18 protein-coding genes and 1 tRNA gene are annotated in these 17,577 nt (G+C 54.5%); 8 read left to right on the forward strand and 11 right to left on the reverse strand.

Features of this window, described 5'->3' with window-relative positions; translation table 11 throughout:
- Positions 1-9: 9 nt before the first annotated feature.
- The 3 genes from Q371_RS00715 to Q371_RS00725 all read right to left on the reverse strand — a co-directional run bounded on the left by Q371_RS00715 (position 10) and on the right by Q371_RS00725 (position 2,628).
- On the reverse strand, positions 10-615 hold the full coding sequence (locus Q371_RS00715; protein ID WP_051963036.1) for a DedA family protein: 606 nt from the start codon (positions 613-615) through the stop codon (positions 10-12).
- Between the two features lie 90 nt (positions 616-705).
- A complete protein-coding gene (locus Q371_RS00720; protein ID WP_034334825.1) occupies positions 706-1,410 on the reverse strand; it encodes a phosphatidylserine decarboxylase in 705 nt (234 codons plus the stop codon).
- A gap of 210 nt (positions 1,411-1,620) precedes the next feature.
- A complete protein-coding gene (locus tag Q371_RS00725; protein ID WP_157442427.1) occupies positions 1,621-2,628 on the reverse strand; it encodes a hypothetical protein in 1,008 nt (335 codons plus the stop codon).
- A 115-nt stretch (positions 2,629-2,743) separates the two neighbouring features.
- On the opposite strand from Q371_RS00725, the gene Q371_RS00730 reads away from it, so the two are divergent.
- The 4 genes from Q371_RS00730 to Q371_RS00745 all read left to right on the forward strand — a co-directional run bounded on the left by Q371_RS00730 (position 2,744) and on the right by Q371_RS00745 (position 6,453).
- The gene (locus tag Q371_RS00730; protein WP_051963038.1) at positions 2,744-3,757 is read left to right on the forward strand and encodes a PIG-L deacetylase family protein; all 1,014 of its coding nucleotides are present in this window, start codon (positions 2,744-2,746) and stop codon (positions 3,755-3,757) included.
- Positions 3,735-4,388 (forward strand): tRNA (5-methylaminomethyl-2-thiouridine)(34)-methyltransferase MnmC2, encoded by a 654-nt coding sequence (gene mnmC2 / locus Q371_RS00735; RefSeq protein WP_245618173.1) that lies wholly within the window; start codon positions 3,735-3,737, stop codon positions 4,386-4,388. The genes Q371_RS00730 and mnmC2 overlap by 23 nt, the downstream gene beginning before the upstream one ends.
- Positions 4,385-5,344 (forward strand): NAD(P)/FAD-dependent oxidoreductase, encoded by a 960-nt coding sequence (locus Q371_RS00740; protein WP_034334829.1) that lies wholly within the window; start codon positions 4,385-4,387, stop codon positions 5,342-5,344. The genes mnmC2 and Q371_RS00740 overlap by 4 nt, the downstream gene beginning before the upstream one ends.
- A gap of 110 nt (positions 5,345-5,454) precedes the next feature.
- On the forward strand, positions 5,455-6,453 hold the full coding sequence (locus tag Q371_RS00745; protein WP_034334830.1) for an isocitrate/isopropylmalate dehydrogenase family protein: 999 nt from the start codon (positions 5,455-5,457) through the stop codon (positions 6,451-6,453).
- A 47-nt stretch (positions 6,454-6,500) separates the two neighbouring features.
- On the opposite strand, the gene Q371_RS00750 is transcribed toward Q371_RS00745, so the two are convergent.
- The 7 genes from Q371_RS00750 to Q371_RS00780 form a co-directional block, all read right to left on the reverse strand.
- A complete protein-coding gene (locus Q371_RS00750; RefSeq protein ID WP_034334832.1) occupies positions 6,501-6,770 on the reverse strand; it encodes a hypothetical protein in 270 nt (89 codons plus the stop codon).
- Positions 6,767-8,932: a ferrous iron transport protein B gene (gene feoB / locus Q371_RS00755; RefSeq protein WP_034334835.1), complete on the reverse strand. Its 2,166-nt coding sequence runs from the start codon at positions 8,930-8,932 to the stop codon at positions 6,767-6,769. Before feoB ends, Q371_RS00750 begins: the two co-directional genes overlap by 4 nt.
- On the reverse strand, positions 8,929-9,156 hold the full coding sequence (locus tag Q371_RS00760; protein WP_034334837.1) for a FeoA family protein: 228 nt from the start codon (positions 9,154-9,156) through the stop codon (positions 8,929-8,931). The genes feoB and Q371_RS00760 overlap by 4 nt, the downstream gene beginning before the upstream one ends.
- A 158-nt stretch (positions 9,157-9,314) precedes the next feature.
- Positions 9,315-10,118 carry a TrmH family RNA methyltransferase gene (locus tag Q371_RS00765; RefSeq protein WP_034334838.1) on the reverse strand — a complete coding sequence of 268 codons (804 nt, stop codon included), beginning with the start codon at positions 10,116-10,118 and terminating at the stop codon, positions 9,315-9,317.
- A gap of 99 nt (positions 10,119-10,217) precedes the next feature.
- Entirely contained in the window at positions 10,218-10,820 is a 603-nt protein-coding gene (locus Q371_RS00770; protein ID WP_034334840.1) for a hypothetical protein, read from the reverse strand.
- Positions 10,821-10,884: 64 nt separating this feature from the next.
- Positions 10,885-12,666, reverse strand: coding sequence for a translational GTPase TypA (gene typA, locus Q371_RS00775; protein WP_034334843.1), 1,782 nt, complete (start codon positions 12,664-12,666; stop codon positions 10,885-10,887).
- Between the two features lie 206 nt (positions 12,667-12,872).
- A tRNA-Asp gene (locus tag Q371_RS00780) sits at positions 12,873-12,948 on the reverse strand.
- 397 nt (positions 12,949-13,345) lie between these two features.
- Here Q371_RS00780 and Q371_RS00785 point away from each other — a divergent pair.
- The 4 genes from Q371_RS00785 to Q371_RS00805 all read left to right on the forward strand — a co-directional run bounded on the left by Q371_RS00785 (position 13,346) and on the right by Q371_RS00805 (position 16,426).
- Positions 13,346-14,242, forward strand: coding sequence for a MerR family transcriptional regulator (locus Q371_RS00785; protein WP_034334846.1), 897 nt, complete (start codon positions 13,346-13,348; stop codon positions 14,240-14,242).
- On the forward strand, positions 14,239-14,844 hold the full coding sequence (locus tag Q371_RS00790) for a Crp/Fnr family transcriptional regulator (protein ID WP_051963039.1): 606 nt from the start codon (positions 14,239-14,241) through the stop codon (positions 14,842-14,844). The genes Q371_RS00785 and Q371_RS00790 overlap by 4 nt, the downstream gene beginning before the upstream one ends.
- Positions 14,841-15,719 carry a complex I NDUFA9 subunit family protein gene (locus Q371_RS00795; RefSeq protein ID WP_034334850.1) on the forward strand — a complete coding sequence of 293 codons (879 nt, stop codon included), beginning with the start codon at positions 14,841-14,843 and terminating at the stop codon, positions 15,717-15,719. Before Q371_RS00790 ends, Q371_RS00795 begins: the two co-directional genes overlap by 4 nt.
- 200 nt (positions 15,720-15,919) lie before the next feature.
- On the forward strand, positions 15,920-16,426 hold the full coding sequence (locus Q371_RS00805; protein ID WP_281174269.1) for a zinc metalloprotease: 507 nt from the start codon (positions 15,920-15,922) through the stop codon (positions 16,424-16,426).
- Here the strand turns inward: Q371_RS00805 and moaA are convergent.
- Positions 16,423-17,421: a GTP 3',8-cyclase MoaA gene (gene moaA / locus Q371_RS00810; protein ID WP_034334855.1), complete on the reverse strand. Its 999-nt coding sequence runs from the start codon at positions 17,419-17,421 to the stop codon at positions 16,423-16,425. The two genes, Q371_RS00805 and moaA, sit on opposite strands and share 4 nt — an antisense overlap.
- Between the last annotated feature and the right edge of the window lie 156 nt (positions 17,422-17,577).

A 17,577-nucleotide genomic window follows, 5' to 3' on the forward strand; every position in this document is an offset into this window, starting at 1 on the left:
TATATAATCTCAGGGGGTATTTGAGGGTGCATCGTTTGGCTTACGCTTGCGGATCACCGTCCATACGCCAAAAATCCCGATCAAAATTCCTCCCAGCACAATGTAAATTTTGTACTGGTCCCACCATTCCAGAATCAATTTTCCAAAGTACCAGCAACCCAATTGCCAGATGCCCACCCAGGACAGTGCACCCACAAAACTCCAGAGGGCATACTTCCAGAACGGCATGCCCACTGCTCCGGCATACAGGATGGTGGGGGTTCGAATCAGGCCCATCCAGCGGCTGAACAGCACCACACCCACACCCCACCTCTGGAAGAGTTGACGGACTTCTTCGATGCCCAGAGAATTGCGGGCTTTGGGTGGCAGGTACCGTGCCAGTCGGCCTCCCAGCTTGTACCCAATGAGGTTTCCCAACCAGTTGCCCACAGTGCCCCAGAGGATTGCAGCCAGCAGGGTGGTTTTGCCTTCATGGATGAAAATGCCTTCGACGATCCACAGGACTTCAAAAGGCAGGCCGGGGGTTCCAATGCCTTCGACCAGCAAAAGCAAAAACAGCAGGACATGCACCAAAAGGGGGGGAAGATTCAGCAACCAGTCTTGAAATTGTTCCACGTGTATCCTTTGACCTTACGCCCTCAACATACCAGAGGTTCCCAAATGAAAAGAGACGAGGATTCCCCTCGCCTCTTGAATGAACCGGGTTTATTTTTTCAGGCGAGCGATGGGGGTGAGGGCACCATACACCTGATCGCCCACTTTGGCGAGGAATTCGAAATCTTCGCCGAACAGCACCAGATCCACCTGAGAACCGCGCTCAATGAAAGACACTTTCTGACCTGCACGGGTTCTCTCACCTTCAGAGACATAGGTGCTGATCTTGTTGACGAATTTGTCGGCAATTTCCACCATGGCCAGATGGATCCGCTCGTTGTGCATGAAGATGGTCTGACGCTCGTTCTCCAGTTCATAACGCTTGGCGAACAGGTCCACGGCTTTTCTCAGGTAGGTCAGTTGGATGTACTCCCAGAGGTCCACCATGGGAAGGTTCAGGTTGGTCTGGGTGTGCACGATGCGGTCCACAGAGCCCGAAATGGGAGCGTAGTTGAAGTGCACGTCCAGAGGGCTCATGTAGATGCCAATCAGCCAACCGGTGCCCTCGGGGATGTCGGTTTTGGTGATTTCGGTGATGTCGATTTTTTGACCGAGTTTCTCGCTGTACACTTTGCCGTCTTCGATGCGGCGGATGTACACCACCTGTCCGTCACAGGGACTGATGATCAGGTTGGGATCGTTGGGCGAAACCCGGATGGGGTCACGGTAAAACCAGATTTTCTGCAGGAACAGCACCACCAGTCCCCAGATGGCCGCGACAGGAATCAAAATCTTCAGGATGCGTTTGAGTTTCATACCCACACATTGTACCCCTCCGATGCTGAGAATTCATCGGGAAAATCAGGGGTGGTCGGGGATGTTTGGGTGGACAAACATGTGGATGCTTCAAAGCCAAGGGCCGAGAGCCGAGGGCAATAAGAGCACCTGACCCGGGTTTTACAAACGCCACCCTGTTGTCTGCCTTGCTCAAGCTTAAGCACTGCAAAGCCCTCAGCCCTCGGCAAATTACCGTTCCTTCGGCCCCTTCATGTTCTCCTTGATCCCCTTATAAGCAATGTATGGAAACCGGGGCAAATAATAGGTCAGCCAACCTTCTACACTGTGACGCCTTGAAGGGGGCACATCCAAGGTGCTGGAAGGCTGCCAGATTCCAGTCCGGTATCCAGAGTCCAGATGCCTGAGGGCATGCTGGTAACCGTGTTTCCGGGTCAGGTCAATGAGGTCATCGCTGACGGTGTGTTCGGTCCATTTGAGATCGAAGCCCGTGGTGTCCTGCAGTTCTCTGGCCCTTTGAAGCATGGCTGGGGTGAGGCCCTCGCGGGTCCATTGTGCCCGGAGGGTGTTGTACTCCTGCTCCCGGTAAGGAAAGGTTTCTGTGGAGACCGCCACTTGCACCAGAGCTTCCAGAATGGCCTGCAAACGCTCCAGATCCCACACAGGATCAAAAACGCGCACTTCAATGGTGCCCAGCCTGCGGGTGATGATCAGGTCCTGAAACCGCTTGAACGGATCGCTGGTCAGGCCCCCTAGGGCATAAGACGCATGCATCCGGTAACTCTGGCCGAACACTTCCGTGCCTTTGAACGGACTGGACGCAGTGGCAAGGGCCAGCACGGGCAAAAAATAGGCAATGTTCTGGTAAATGCGTTCCCGGTTTTGCCTCTCAACCCCGAGGTGGATGTGCAAACCTGCGGTGTTGTTGATGTCGTCCCTCTGGAACATGCCTGTGGTGGCAATCAGTCCTGTGGGAATGACCACGCTCACCTCGGACCTGAGGCGTTTGAGGGATTGCAGCAGGTCAGGCACCGAGGTGCAAACCGGTGTGGACACCTCCAGAGCGCTCATCAGGCCCTCTTTGGCCCCTTCACCTCTGGAAAAATTGCTGGCCGTGTGTGTGAAGTAAAACGCTGGATCTTTGCGCAGCAACCTTGCCAGGTGGGTGAGGCCCACCATGTTGGGTTTCCCCTGATACAGCACAAAAAACTCTTCTTCCAGTCCTAAGGTGGGCATCATGCACCTGAGAGTATACCTCTGAAGTCCGAACCGCTGAAATGGGATTTCTCTGGCTTTGAGGGGATGCCATCGATTTCATGCGAGAGACCTGCAAGATCTGTTATAAATCAGAGTCGTGAAGAGGTTCAGCAGGTTCAAAATTCGCATCGAACGGGACCGCTGGAATCCGTTGAACACCCTGATTTTTCTGGTCATCTTTGCGCTTTTTCTGGCCGCGGGCATCAATGGATGGGGCTTTTTGTTCACCGGAAAGTGGGTGGTGGCTGGCGTGGAGCATGCCGCCCAACAGCTTCCAGAGCACACCCCGATCCGTGGCAAGGTGCTGGTGCTTTCCCCTCACCCGGACGATGAAACCCTTGCCACTGGAGGCTTGATTCAGGATGTTCTGCAAAACAACGGCGAAGTGGCCGTGGTCTTCCTGACCAATGGAGACGGTTTCCCATGGGAAGCACGCTACTCCACACGAAAATGGAGCGTGGAACCCCGGGTGTTCCTGAAAATGGGCCGGGATCGGCAAACCGAAGCCACACTGGCCACCAATGCTCTGGGTGTTCCAGCCAAGAACGTGTACTTTCTGGGCTTTCCAGACCGGGGCCTGAGGAGCGTTTACCTGACGAACTACCTGATTCCTTACAAAAGCAAATTCACCCGGGTGGACCATGTGCCTTACAACAACACCTACCGTCCAGGCAGTCCTTACACCGGTCAGGAGCTGGAAAAGCAAATTCTGGAAATTGCCCAGAAATTCAACCCTGATGTGATTCTGGCCCCCACCCCTCTGGACCAGCATCCCGACCATCAGGCGACCAGTTACCTGTCCAGCAGAATCCTCAGTGAATTTCCACACGCCAAAATTCTGTACTACATTGTGCACGGCGGGGTGGAATGGCCTCTTCCCAAAGGCAACCATCCCGAGTTGCCCCTCAGCCCACCTGCGGAGACCAGTCAGGGCATCGAATGGCGCAGGTATCCCCTGACCGACAAGCAGCAAAAGCAGAAACACAAGGCCATGCTGTATTACAAATCCCAGTTGCAGATTCTCGGGCGTTACATGCTGGCCTTCAACCGCGAAAATGAACTGGTCCTCCCTCCTGTTGTGGATGTGCATGATGATCGAAAAAACCCCTGATGGCAGCCTGACCGTTTTCAGCGAAAAATACCAGCAGCATTACCATTCCAGCCATGGTGCACAAACGCAGGCCAGAGTGGTGTACCTGCAAGGTTCCAGAACCCACTTGCATCTTGCTCCAAAAGTGCTGGAGGTCGGTTTTGGAGTGGCCATGAACTTCCTGACCACCTTGCAAGACACCGTTTCCAGAGGGGTGCCTTTGCACTATCTGGCCTATGAATTTGATCCCATCGCCACCGAAACCCTCAGGGAATACACCCGCCAACATCCGATGTTTGAACATGAGGTCTGGCAAAAACTGCTCTCTGTGTGGGGATCTTCTTTTGCATTCACCCTTGGAGAAGTCACTGTGGATGTGCGGGTGGAAGATGTCACACAGGCTGAGTTTCCTTTGACTTGGGCCTCTGGATTTTATCTGGACGGATTTTCCATTGCCGTCAACCCCGAGGTCTGGACCCCTGAATTCTGTCAGAAAGTGGCCTCCAGCATGCAAGTGGGCGCCCATCTGGCCACCTATAGCGCAGCAGGGGCTGTACGCAGGGCTTTGCAGGACGCCGGACTGCAAGTCACCAAACACAAAGGCCTGACTGGAAAACGGGAATTTGTCACCGCTGAAAAGGTCACTTCATGAAACCCCTGATCGTGATTGGGGGGGGCATTGCAGGAAGTGCTCTGGCATATTTTGCCACTCAGGCAGGCATCAAAACCGTGCTGGTTGATGCAGGCAAACACGCCGCCAGCGATGTCCCAAGTGCCCTCATCAATCCGGTGCGCGGTCAAAACGGTCATGTGGTGGAAGATGGGCTGGAAGGGGCACAATTCACTTTTGAATTGCTGGCAAAGCTGGAAAAGCTCGGGTACAACATTCCACATGCCAGAGATGGGGTTTACCGCCCGGTGCCTGACGAGAAAACCCACCTGAAATGGGTTAAGAACTTACCTCCAGATTATCCCCATGCGTGGCTGGAGCAGGCCCCTGAAGAAGTTCATCTGCAATCCCACTGGCACAAAGTGCTGTATCTGCCTGTGGGCGGATGGGTGGATGGTCAGGCATTCTGCACGGCTTTGCAAGAAGCAAGCAACGTGCAGGTGATCCGTCAGACGGCGGTGTCCTTCACTGCACACCGTGTGGTCTTGCAAGATCAAACTGAACTGGAAGGCACTGTGGTGTTTTGTGGGGGCAGTTACGGAGCCACTCTGGCCGGAATTGCTGGAACCCATCGGAGGGGAAGTCTGCTGCTGCTCAAAGAGACCCTTTCAGAAAAACCGGTCAGTTTTGGCATTTATGCCACTCCGGCCCGCAAAGGAGGTGTGCTGGGATCCACCTTTGAAACCCCCGAGACCCAATTCAGACCTTCAGGTTTGCCCCTCAAATCCCTTCACTGGCTGATGGACAAAGCCCACCAGACTTTCAGCACACTGGACCCTCAATTTCAGGGACTCTGGACGGGTGTTCGGTTCTCAGGGGCCACCCTTCCAAGGGAAGTGCTCAGCCTGACTGCTCTGGGATCCAAGGGGTTCTTGCTGGGTCCAAAGCTGGCGAGTGATTTGGTCCAAAATACACTTATTCCGTTACTACACCAGTAAAGGGGAAACAAAAAAAGCCCTTGTGTCACACCCCAGCCGTTCCCTATCCAGTGACATGGTCAGGAGTGTACACCGCATTAACATAAGGAAGTTTGAGGAGGTACACCACCATGGCGAAACACCGCATCTGCATCATTGAAGGCGACGGCATTGGACACGAAGTGATCCCTGCTGCCGTGCGCGTTCTGGAAGCCACCGGGCTTGATTTTGAATTCGTTGAAGCCCACGCAGGCTATGAATACTTCTTGGATCACGGAACCACCGTGCCAGAAGCCACCCTTGAGGCCGTGGCCAACACCGACGCCACCCTGTTCGGCGCTGCCACCAGCCCCAGCAAAAAAGTGGAGGGCTTCAAAGGGGCCATCCGCTTCATGCGCCGTCACTTTGACCTGTACGCCAACGTGCGTCCCACCAAAACCCGTCCTGTGGCTGGTGCCTACCAGAACGTGGACCTGATTCTGGTGCGTGAAAACACCGAAGGCCTGTACGTGGAAAAAGAGCGTGTGGAAGGCGACAGGGCCATCGCAGAAGCCCACATCTCCAAACGTGCTTCTGAGCGCATCGGCAAATACGCCATTGATCTGGCCATGAAACGCCGCAAAAAACTGGCCGTGGTGCACAAAGCCAACGTGCTGCCCCTGACCCAGGGCCTGTTCCTGAACACCATCATGGAAGAAGCCAAACAGGTGGACGGCCTGCAAAGCTGGGACGTGATCGTGGACAACTGCGCCATGCAACTGGTCCGCAACCCCAGCCAGTACGACGTGCTGGTCGCCACCAACATGTTCGGTGACATCCTGTCTGACCTGGCTGCCGGACTGGTGGGCGGTCTGGGCATCGCTGCCTCGGGCAACATCGGCGACAAGCATGCCATCTTCGAAAGCGTGCACGGCTCTGCCCCAGACATTGCTGGCAAAGGCATCTCTAACCCAACCGCAACCATCCTGAGTGCCGTGATGATGCTGGAGCACCTCGGTGAATACGAAGTGGCTGGTCGCATTTCCAACGCCATTGACACCGTGCTCACCGAAGGTCCCCGCACCGGAGATCTGGGTGGCACCGCCAACACCCAGCAGTTCACCGACGCTGTTGTCAAAGCTCTGGGCTGAAGTTCAAAAACCATTCAACCTCCTCACTCAAGAGGAGGTTTTTTTGTTCATCCTGAAGTCGATGCCCGTTCAAAACCCCGACCCGTCAGCCCGAGGCTGTCACACCCTTCATCGGTGGGCAGGGCACACCAGCCTTTAACGGCACATTTCTGACATCCGATTTGCTTGCTGGTCACCCACTGAAGGTATCCTCTGGTTTCCAGCATCTGGACCATCCCCAGCAGGGCTTCCAGAGACACCTGAAGCTGCAAGGCCAGATCCTCGGGTTTTTTGGGTCCGGTTTTTAAGTGGTGAAGGATCTGGTCGAGGGGTTTCACAACAGTCCTTTAAAAAGCTGGTAAGTGAGGACCGCCAGCAGCCATGCGGTCAGGATCTGGTAAGCCACGGTGATCCATGCCACCTTGCGCCCCTGCTCATTGGCAATGGCGGTGATGGTGGCCACGCAGGGGGTGTACAGCAGCACAAACACCAGATAGGCCAGTCCTGCTGCAGGTGTGAAACCCTGACGCAAAGCCGCAATCAGGTTGTTTTGCGAGCTGTCTGGAGCAGCCACCGAGAAGGAAGGAAGGGCAATCAGTCCGGGGATGGCTGCCACAGCCTGCTGAAGGGCAATCCACAATCCAGAGAACAGGTTTTGCAAACCGTCCAGCAGCCCAAAAGACAGGGCCGTTCCAGCCTGCTGCCCAAGGTAAATCTGCCCCAGCGTGCCAATCACCACTTCTTTGGCCACAAAACCGGGAATCAGTGCCCCAGTGGCCTGCCAGGTGTCAAAGCCTGCCCAGCTGAAAATGGGCGCAATCAGGGAACTGACCCAGCCAAACAGGGATTGCTCTGGTGCAACGCTGGCAAAGTGTCCGCCAAGCTGAACTGGTATGGAAAGGGTGAACCACACCACCACCACTGCGGTCAGTACGGTGGTTCCTGCACGTTTCACAAAAGAGGTGGTTCGTCTGGAGCCCTGTTTCCAGAGCACCTGTCTGGAAGGCAGGCGGTAAGGAGGCAGCTCCAGCACCGTCACAGAGCCTGCGGTGGGCAGCAGCCGGGTAATAAAAGCCGCAAAAGCCAGCGCCACCACCAGACCCAGCACGTACATGCTCCAGACCACCCAACTAGCCATTTTGGGAAAAAGCGCAGCACTGAAGACCGCATATACTGGCAAGCGCGCCGAGCAGGACATGAAAGGCAAAATCATGCTGGTCACCAGTCGGGCTCTGGGGTTCTCCAGCGTGCGGGTGGCGTACACTGCAGGCACATTGCATCCAAACCCCAGAATCATGGGAATGAAGGCCTTGCCATCCAGACCCACGGAGCGCATCAAACGGTCCATCAGGAAAGCCGCTCTGGCCATGTAACCGCTGTCTTCAAGGAAACTCATGGCCAGATAAAGGACCAGCAAGGTGGGCAAGAAGGCCAGCACCGTACCCACCCCAGGAATCACTGCTCCCACAAGCACTGAGGAAATGGTGGATGGGGCATGCAGCACATTCAAAATGGCCGTGGTCCAGCCAGAGACCGTGTCTTGCAGGGGTCCTCCGATGAAATCCACAAAAGGCTGGGCAACGCTGAAAGTCAGTCTGAACACCCCAAGCATCAGAAGCAAGAACACCGGGATCCCCAGAGCCCTGTTCAGCAAAACGCCATCCAAAACCTCTGTGAGGGTACGGCGTTTTTCGTGGGTCACGATGGTGGCTTGTGCAATGCGGTGCGCTTCTGCATAGCGCACATCGGCAAGGTCCATGAAGGGATCCATCCCCTGTGCAGTGCACTGTTCCAAAAGGCGATCTGCTTCCTGAACCACTTTCTGGTGACCTGTGATGGTCAGACGGGAACGCAAGGTGGTGTCCCCCTCCAAGAGCATGGAAGCCAGAAACGGCCGGGAGTAAGGCAAGAGTTTGGGATGGGGAGCCATGGCCTCACACAGGTGCTGGATGTGATGTTGCAAAGACCCTGGGGTTTGGACCTGATAGCTGGGGGCCTGAGGAGGTTGCAACATGTGTTTTTTGAGCTCTTGCACCCCTTTGCCCTGAGACGCCACCATCTCCACCACTGGCACACCCATCTGCTGTTCCAGAGCCTTTGCACTCAGGTTGAGCCCCTTGCTTTTGGCTTCATCCATCAGGTTGAGGGCGAGGACCATGGGAAGACCAAACTCCATCAGTTGCAGGGTGAGGTAAAGGTTGCGTTCCAGTTGTCCGGCATCCAGCACATTGATGATCAAATCTGGAGCTGCGTCCAGCAGGGCTGTTCGTGCAATGATTTCCTCTGGGGTTTGGGGGCTCAGAGAATATGCGCCGGGCAGGTCAGTCAGGTGGATGGACACCCCTTGCAGGTCAAACCGGGCCTCTCGTTTTTCAACGGTCACGCCACTCCAGTTGCCCACTTTCAGATGGGTTCCGGCCAGAGCGTTGATCAGGGTGGTCTTGCCCACGTTGGGGTTCCCAATCACCAGCACGGTTCTGGCCTGAACGGTGGTGCTCATTTTTGAACCCAGATGTGCTGCATGTCCTGCTGCCTGAGAGCAAAGTGCGTGCCAGAGACCACCATTTCGATGGGATCGCCCATGGGGGCTTTTCTGAGCAGGCGAATGCTTGCACCCGGCACAAACCCGAGTTCAAACAGGCGTTTGCGCATGGGATGCTGGGGGTTGATGCCCTGTAGGGTCACCGTCTGGCCGATGGCAATGGTGCTGAGTTCTGTTCGCATAACCAATCCTGACCAACTGTATCAGGATTGGATGAAATCAAATGTCCCAGCCCTGTGAGAATTTCGTAAGACACCCAGAGGATAATCAGATCAAAGTCTGAGACTTCCCCTTTACCGAATACGGTGAACATTTCTTCCACATTTTTGGCCCTCTGGTTTCAGGGGGCCTGATTTTGTCCTTGACGCTGTCTCAGGGCCTCATACAGCAGCAAAGCCCCTGCAATGCCCACATTCAGACTGTCTGCAGTGCCTTGCATGGGAATCACCACCTTCTCGGTGGCCTCCTGCATCCAGAAATCGCTGAGACCGTCGTGTTCGGTTCCCAGACAGATTGCTGTGGCTCCAGAGTAATCTGCCTGCCAGTAGGTCTTCTGGGTGTGCGGTGTGGCAGCCAGAATGGTGAAGTTGCGGGATTTCAAAAAGTCCAGCAAGGCCTGATCTTCTGCTGCGAACACATGCTGTGTGAACAGGCTTCCCTGACTGGCCCGGATCACATTGGGGTTGTACAGATCGGTGCCCTCTCCAGTGATGAACACCGCATGGACACCCACACCATCTGCAGTTCTCAGCAAAGCCCCGAGGTTTCCCGGCTTTTCCAGACCCTGCAACACCAGCACCAGAGCATCTCCGGGCAATTCCAGATCTTCCAGCGTGAATTCTGGGATGCAGGTCAGAGCCACCATCCCGTCCGGGTTTTCCCGCAGACTGATTTTCTCGAAGGCCGCAGCAGACAGTTTGACTTGCTCCAGACCATCAAATTGAGGATAGAGTTCATGGGCCTCTGGGCTGAACAGGTCCTCACAGAAGTACAGCTTTTCAAGGTCCATTCCGGCCAGCAAGGCGCGGGAAGCTTCTCTGGCCCCTTCGATGAGGAATTTGCCTTCCTTGCGGCGATGCCTGCGTTCATGGAGCTTTTGCAGGAGTTTCAGTTCAGGGTTCTGGGTGCTGGTGATTTCTTTCATTCAGGTTTTCCATGGTACATCGAATGTCCATCAAGACAAACCCAATGGCTCAAAAAAACACACCTGAAGCAAACCTTCAGGTGTGTGCCATTTTTCCGATCAAGGTTTGGCAGGTTCTTCAGTGGGGGGAACTTCGGGGGTGGGCGTCTCTGGTTTTGGAGTCACAGGAGGCTCAATCACAACAGGTTGAACCCTGCGAATCATGCAAGCGCCTTTTTTCCAACCCTGCAAATTGTCTGCTGCCGCTTCCAGAGAAAGGGTGGTGTTGGTGGCAGAAGTGCGATCCGTGAAGTTGCCAACCATCTCATCGGTCACCTCACCTTTGGAAAGGACCACCCGGCAAGAGTATCCCCAGAGGACTTCGGAAAAATTCTGAGGGTCATTCACATTGCGGTCAAGATCAACCCACAAAACGGTTTCTGTCTCTCTTTTTGAAACACTGAGGTCCAGTTTGGCATATCCAAAGTCCCGCAGTTTCATGCTCGCAAGACTGGTGGACGTCAGTTTTTTCAGAGATGGCACTTTGAAGGCATAACCGTACCATGCATAATCTCCAATGCCCACCACTTCCCAGACTTCTTGACCTTTGACATCTCCCAGAGATTCAATGTCTTTTTTCTGGTCATACACCACAGGGGTGAATGCAGGGGCACAAGAAGCCAGCACAGCAGCGATTACAGCAGAACCCAAGCCGAATTTCATATATCTCATGTGAACTCCTTCAAAAAGGGGCCTCCTTTACAGGAAGCCCCTGTCAAAATCCATATTACTTGCGCATGGAAGGATTGAGAATCTTCTTGCGCAGACGAATGCTCTGGGGAGTGATTTCCACCAGTTCATCTTCACCGATGTACTCCAGAGCGTCTTCAAGGGTCAGGCGCTTGGGGGGAATCAGGGTGAGGGCTTCGTCGGCACCAGCACTGCGCACGTTGGTCAGTTTTTTGTTTTTGCAGACGTTGACGTTCATGTCGCCTTCGCGAGCGTTTTCGCCGACAATCATGCCGACATACACTTCGGTGCCTGCATCAATGAAGAACTGGCCACGGTCTTGCAGTTTGAAGATGGAGTAGGCAAAGCTGGGGCCGTTTTCCATGCTGACCAGAGAACCGTTCTGGCGGGTTTTGAGTTCGCCAGCCCAGGGGAAGTATCCGTCAAAGATGTGGCTCATGATGCCTTCACCCTGGGTCATGGACAGGAACTGGGTGCGGAAGCCGAACAGGGCACGGGAAGGAATTTTGAATTCCACACGCACACGGCTGCCTTGAGGCTCCATGTTGACCATTTGACCTTTGCGGCTGGACAGCACGCCGATCACGGTGCTGGAGAACTGCTCGGGGACGTCAATGACGAGGTGCTCGACAGGCTCGGAGACCACACCATCGATTTCACGGGTGATGACCTGAGGGGCACCCACTTGCACTTCGTAACCTTCACGGCGCATGGTTTCCAGCAGGATCGAAAGGTGAAGCTCACCACGACCAGAGACTTTGAACTCGTCAGGACGGATTTCTTCGACCTTGAGGCTCACGTTGGTCATGACTTCTTTTTTCAGACGGTCATTGAGGTGGCGGGAGGTGACGTATTTGCCTTCTTTGCCAGCGAAGGGGCTGGTGTTGGGCTGGAACACCATGGACACGGTGGGCTCGTCCACGGTGATGATGGGCAAAGCCTCGGGGTCGGCAAGGTCAGCGACGGTTTCACCGATCTGTGCGTCTTCGATGCCGGCCAGAGCCACGATGTCCCCTGCGCTCACTTCATCGACGTCAAGGCGTTTCATGGCCAGGTGGGTGAAGGGCTGGGTCACGCGGGTTTTGGTCATGGTGCCGTCTTTGTGCATCAGGTTGACGAATTCACCTTTTTTGACTTTGCCGCGTTTGACGCGTCCAATCACGATGCGGCCCAAGTACTCGCTGTAATCGAGGTTGGTGACCAGCATCTGGAAGGGGGCATCAATGTCCACAGAGGGTGGGGGGCAGTGGTCCAGCACCATGTCGAAGAGGTCGGTGAAGTCGTCTTTGGGGTTTTCCAGATCACGGTAGGCTTTGCCTTCACGGGAAATGGAGTACAGGATGGGGAAATCCAGTTGCTCGTCGGTGGCACCCAGTTCGGCCATCAGGTCGAAGGTCAGGTTGACCACTTCTTCAGGACGGGCATCCTGACGGTCGATTTTGTTGATGACCACGATGGGACGCAGGCCCAGTTCCAGGGCTTTGCGCAGCACGAAACGGGTCTGTGGCATGGGGCCTTCGGCGGCGTCCACGAGGAGGAGGCATCCGTCCACCATGCCGAGGACGCGTTCCACTTCTCCGCCGAAGTCGGCGTGTCCGGGGGTGTCCACGATGTTGATCTTGACGCCCTTGTACATCACGGCGGTGTTCTTGGCCAGAATGGTGATTCCACGCTCTTTTTCAAGCTGGTTGGAATCCATGGCGCGTTCTTCGATGACTTCGCCGTGGCCGAGTTGTACGGTTTGTTTGAGGAGCCCGTCCACCAGGGTGGTTTTTCCGTGGTCCACGTGGGCAATGATTGCAATGTTGCGGTATTCCATCTGTCTACCTTTCTTTCGCTGAAACAGGACTGCTTGCCTTCACGGCATCCAAACGACCATTTTACACTTTTTGGTCAGCCCTGTTTGGCGTACCTGAGAAGAGACACATGTCCTGACATGCCATCACTCCTCAAACCCTGCACAAGTATGTGCCGAAATGCTGCTTTCACACGATAAACCCCCGAGCCTGAACTCGGGGGCTTCTCTGGCGGTCCGGACGGGATTTGAACCCGCGACCTACTGCGTGACAGGCAGTTATGCTAACCGCTACACTACCGGACCATTCCACGTCACTTCACTGCTTGCAGCAATTGCTCGCTGTGCTCAGTGCATATAGAGGATATTAAAAAATCAGGGAAAGAAAGTGATTTTAGACACATTCAAGAGAAATCTTGCTGGAAACGCAAAAAGCAAAGGCAGAAAGCTGAAGGCGACACACCGCAAAAACTTGAGCTTTCTCTCAGCTTTGTTCAGAGATTGATCAAGGCTTGTTCAGGGTTTGCAGATGGGGGCCTGCCCATTCAACCTGATAAACATCTCAAATACAGACTTTTTGTCGTTTTTCAAGGGCCTTCTGCCTCCAGCTTTTGGCCTTCTGCCCCAACCCTGTAGCATTTCACACCAAAACATGTACAATAACCTTGTACAAAGAATATACAAAGCGAGGCGAGCAACCACCATGAACAAAACCACCCCACTGTTTACTGCCTCAGAAGTCGAAGAGCGCACTGGCATTGCCGCCAACACCCTTCGGCAGTGGGAAAGGCGCTACGGAATTCCCAATCCCAATCGGGCCGCCAACGGATACCGCCTTTACAGTCAGAACGACCTTGAATGCATCCAATTCATTCAGGCACACATCGAAAATGGTGTGACCGTCAGCAGAGCAGTTGAACTGCTGAAAAGCAAGCAGGCCCCCGAGGAAACCGAACCTCAACAAGACGAACACACAAAGGTTGTTCAGGAACTGGTGGACGTTTGCCTGAAAGCAGACCAGAACCGTGCAGCCCAGATCATCAATTACGCCTCCATTTCCTTCACCGTTGAAGATGTGTTGCTGAAAATCATCCAGCCCACCCTTGCCCGCATGGGTGAACTCTGGGCACAGGGGCACATCACGGTGGCCGAAGAACACCATGCCACCGCTTTCCTGAGGGGGCGCATTCAAATCCTGCTGGACCTGCTGGGACAACCTCTGGGTGGCCCGAGGGTCATCGTGGCCTGCGCTCCCGGCGAATACCACGAAATTGGTGCACTGATGATCAGTGTGCTGCTGCGAAAACGGGGCGTGCAGGTGCATTACATTGGGGCCAACACCCCTCTGGAAGACCTGATGCACTACGCCCACACCCACAAAGGCGATGCGATTCTGCTCAGCGTGGGACTGGCTTCAGACACACAGGTTTTGCGTGAACATGCAGAAGACCTGCGCGAGTTGGACATACCGGTGATCATGGGTGGAGCCCTGCTCAATGCAGAGCCCACTCTGGCAGAAGAATTCGGAGGCACGTATCTAGGCACAGACACTTTGCAGGCTGTCGATCACATGATTCAGATGCTGGAGGGCAAAGCATGAGCGAGAAAATGCGTTTAAAAAGAGGCCAGATCCTTTACCGCGATGGCGAAGTCGCCCGTTCCTTCTACCGCTGTGAAACCGGACTGCTCAGGGTGGTCAAAGTCACCACCAGAGGTCGTCCCATCACTGTGCGTCACATTCTGCCCGGCGATTTTTTTGGTGAAGAGGTTCTGGAAGGCCGGGTGTACCAGCACAGCGTGGAAGCCCTGACCCGCAGCACCATCACCAATTACCAGATGCAGGAGATGGACGAGTACATGATGCGCCAGATGGCCATTTCCTTCAGCGACCAATTGCGCAGGGCGATGATGCACGAATACCACCTGCAAATCGGTGACCTGCGTGAACGCGTGGTCCGTTACCTGCTGGAACTGGTGGACACCCCTCTGGGTGGCGAAAACGACGAGAACGAACTGTACCTGCGCTGCACCCATGAGTTGCTGGCAGAAGGCACATCCAGCACCCGTGAAAGTGTTTCCAAGATCATCATGGACCTCAAACAAGAGGGCCTGATCGAAACCGGATACCGCCAGATCACCCTCAAAAACCTTGACTTCATGAAGGAGATGGTCCGTCCTCCGATGATCATGGAGGTCCAGTGAAAGTTCTGGTCACCGGAGCCAGCGGTTTTGTTGGCACCGCAATGGTGAAAGAACTCCTGCAAGCCGGACATGAAGTGGTGGCCTGCTCCAGAAAAGGAGAAGCCCCATCAGGAGCAAAAGGACGCAAACTGGATGTCACCAGTGCCACTGAAACCGCCAGAGCCATCACCGAAGAAAAACCCGAGGCGATCATCCATCTGGTGGGCATCATCCGCGAAAAAGGAGCCCAGACCTTTCAAAAAGTGCATGTGGAAGGCACCCGCAACGTGCTGGAGGCAGCCAAACAGGTGGGCGCACGCTTCGTGCACATGAGTGCTCTGGGTGCAGAAAAAGGCCACAAGAGCCGTTACTTTGACACCAAAGGACAGGCCGAAGAACTGGTCAGAAACAGTGGCCTGACCCACGCGATTTTTCAACCCAGCCTGATTTTTGGACCCGGCGATGACTTCTTTGGCAACGTGCTGAAAGACCTGGTGACTCTGGGGCCTGTGGTGCCCGTCATTGGCAAAGGCGATTTTCCGTTCAGACCCGTGTGGATCGGGGATGTGACTGCTGCATTTGCACAGGCCCTGTTGAATCCCCGCACCAACAACCAGACGTTCAAACTGGTGGGACCCAAAGAGTACACCTTCAAAGAACTGCTGGATCTGGAACTGAACGCCCTGCAACGCAGGAAACCCCTGTTTCATGTGCCTCTTCCTTTGATGGATCTGGCGGTTCCCTTGATGCAAATCCTGCCCAACCCACCCATCACCAGAGACCAGTACCTGATGCTCAAAGCAGGCAACACCGGTGATCCGGCCCCAACCACCAAAATTCTGAATTTGCGCATGGACCATCTGGAGCACTGGCTTCCCAGAATTTTGAAGGCTTGAACAGCGATCATCCATCAGCTTTCAGCCATCAGAAAACATGCTCTGGCAGAAGCCTGTGTTTTTGAAGATGATCTTTGGATTCGGTCTGCTTTGATCTGAAAAGGATCAACGTTTACAGGCATTCCATCCAAGGTTCTGGTCAAACAATTTAAACTGAACAGGTGTTTTTTTCTGTTCTGCAGTTTTTCACAGCGTTTTTCATGGCATTGCTGGTTTTTGTTTGCATTCATGAGATGGGACATGTGCTGGCCGCAAGGCTGTGCGGGTATCCTCAAGCCCGATTCCATCTCTGGAAAAGACAAGATGGAAAATGGATCTGGGCCGTCACCGATGCCCCACTGAACAAATTCACAGATGGGCAGAATGTGTGGATCTCTCTGGCAGGCGTGCTGCTCACCAGACTGTGTGCTGAAGGCATGCTGGTTTTCTCAGGGGTGCACGTTCCTCAAGGACTGGAACCCTTCTGGATTGCGCTCTTTTTTCTGCTCAGAACCGACTTTGCTCTGTACGTGCTGCGCAATGTATTGGGATTTTACCTGCTGAAAACCCCGCAAGGAGATCAGGACATCACCCTTGCAGCGCAGTTCTTGCAGAAAACCACCCGAAAACCCGAGGGATTCTGGTTTTCCATCATGGGGATTCTGGCTGTGCTGGATGTGTGGATTGGTGCATCCAGAGCCATTGATTTTGTCTTGCTGGTGGCTTAACCGCCAATGCGCGACATTTCGATTTTGTTCTCTCTGGGTTTGATGGCACGCTCTTCGGAATAGCGGTCTGTCCTGAGCGACCAGAGCCTTGTAATGCGCCCTGAAAGTTCCTGATCGGTCTCCCCTGCCCTGAGTGGGGTTTTGAGGTCGTAACCCAAAGTGCCAAACAGGCAGGTGTAAATTTGACCATCGCTGGAGATGCGGGCTCGGGTGCAGGTGCCACAGAACGCATCGGTGACGCTGGAAATGAAGCCAATTTCACCCTGACCGTCCAGATAACGGTAGCGTTTGGCCACCTCTCCCTTGTAATTGGGATTGACAGGCTCCAGAGGGTGTCTGGCATGAATCATGGAAAGGATGTCCCGACTGGGAATCACGTCTTTCATGTCCCACTGGTTGTGGTTGCCCACATCCATGAACTCAATGAACCTGAGGGTGTGTCTGGTGCCCCTGAAGTGCTCTGCAAGGTCCATGACCGCGTGCAGGTTCTGGCTCTTTTTGATGACCGAGTTGATTTTGACCAGTTCAAAACCGGCCTCCTCGGCAGCCTGAACGCCTTTTAAGACCCGCTCCACTTTGATGTTCAGGCCATTCATGCGGCCAAAGGTCTCATCGTCCAGAGCGTCCAGACTGATGGTGACCCGTTTCAAACCTGCTTCACGCAAAGGCTGGGCCAACTGGGGCAGCAACAGTCCATTGGTGGTGAGGGCAATGTCTTCAATGCCGGGCACCTGAGAAAGCCGCTGGATCAGCTCTGGTAAGCCTTTCCGCACCAGAGGCTCTCCGCCTGTGATGCGCAGTTTGCACACGCCCAGAGCAGCAAAAATGCGGGCCACCCGCTCAATTTCATCAAAGCTGAGGAGTTCAGACTGGGGCAGGAAAGCATACTCTGGACCGAAAATTTCTTTGGGCATGCAGTACGTGCAGCGCATGTTGCATCGGTCGGTCACCGAAATCCTCAGGTCTCTTAGCGGGCGGCCCAACGTGTCTTGCATCGTGTTTGCAGTATAGGGAGTGAGGGCTGACAGAAATAGGGGCAAATCACCTTGTAGAGCCGTCAGTGGTCAGGAGTCAGCCATCGGCCTTCCACCTGTTGTTTGAGGACGGTTCACAGTTCTCAGTTGACAGTTCAAAGCAAGATGTGGTTCTGC

The sequence above is a fragment of the Deinococcus misasensis DSM 22328 genome (genome assembly GCF_000745915.1).
GTDB lineage: Bacteria > Deinococcota > Deinococci > Deinococcales > Deinococcaceae > Deinococcus_C > Deinococcus_C misasensis.